Annotated in this window: 3 tRNA genes; all 3 read left to right on the top strand. The window is 57.3% G+C overall.

What is annotated here, in order from left to right:
* The first annotated feature begins 343 nt into the window (after window positions 1-343).
* Window positions 344-429 (top strand) — tRNA-Tyr (locus SB751_RS28015).
* A gap of 48 nt (window positions 430-477) precedes the next feature.
* Window positions 478-551: transfer RNA gene (locus tag SB751_RS28010), tRNA-Gly, on the top strand.
* A gap of 37 nt (window positions 552-588) precedes the next feature.
* A tRNA-Thr gene (locus tag SB751_RS28005) sits at window positions 589-663 on the top strand.
* Window positions 664-782 lie beyond the last annotated feature (119 nt).

Genomic DNA, 782 nt, shown 5'->3' with positions numbered 1-782 from the left:
TTTGCGCCGATGATAGTGCGGACTACCCGTGTGAAAGTAGGTCATCGCCAGGCTCTTATACCCAAAACCCCCAGCCCAAAAAGGCTGGGGGTTTTGCTTTTGCGGCGCCAGATTGATGTTGCCGCCGGCGTTGCCCAGCCGAAGCCCGGAATGCCGCGCCAGCGCTGGATTTCGGAGCCCCTATAGGGTGAGAGCGTCGATTTTTCAATCGATGATTCTGGTTCGCGACAGCCGTGCAAAGCGTGCTGTTCGCAGAGCTGGCCAGGCTACCGCAAAGGTACTTACCGCAAGGGAAAGTGCTTGACAGCCCAGGCGAGCTCCACCATAATCACAAGTTCTCTGCGGAGAGGTGCCCGAGTGGCTAAAGGGGGCAGACTGTAAATCTGTTGGCTTACGCCTACGCTGGTTCGAATCCAGCCCTCTCCACCAGAATGCAAGGCAGCAACCAGGCGATGTGCCGGTGAAGGAAGTAACCGGGCGGGTGTAGCTCAATGGTAGAGCAGAAGCCTTCCAAGCTTACGACGAGGGTTCGATTCCCTTCACCCGCTCCACCACCGCGGTTGCCGCCAAAGAAGTAAGTCAAGTTTCGCCCATGTGGCTCAGTGGTAGAGCACTCCCTTGGTAAGGGAGAGGTCGGCAGTTCGATCCTGCCCATGGGCACCATCTATACCCGCACTGGCAATTGCTACCGAGACAGGAGTCGCGAAATGGCAAAGGAAAAGTTCGAGCGGACCAAGCCGCACGTGAACGTAGGTACGATTGGTCACGTTGACCACGGCAAG

The sequence above is a fragment of the Cupriavidus sp. SIMBA_020 genome (assembly GCF_046535395.1).
Taxonomy (GTDB): Bacteria; Pseudomonadota; Gammaproteobacteria; order Burkholderiales; family Burkholderiaceae; genus Cupriavidus; species Cupriavidus campinensis.
The sequence above is the reverse complement of the archived record's forward strand: the minus strand, read 5'-3'. Positions and strand labels throughout refer to the sequence as shown.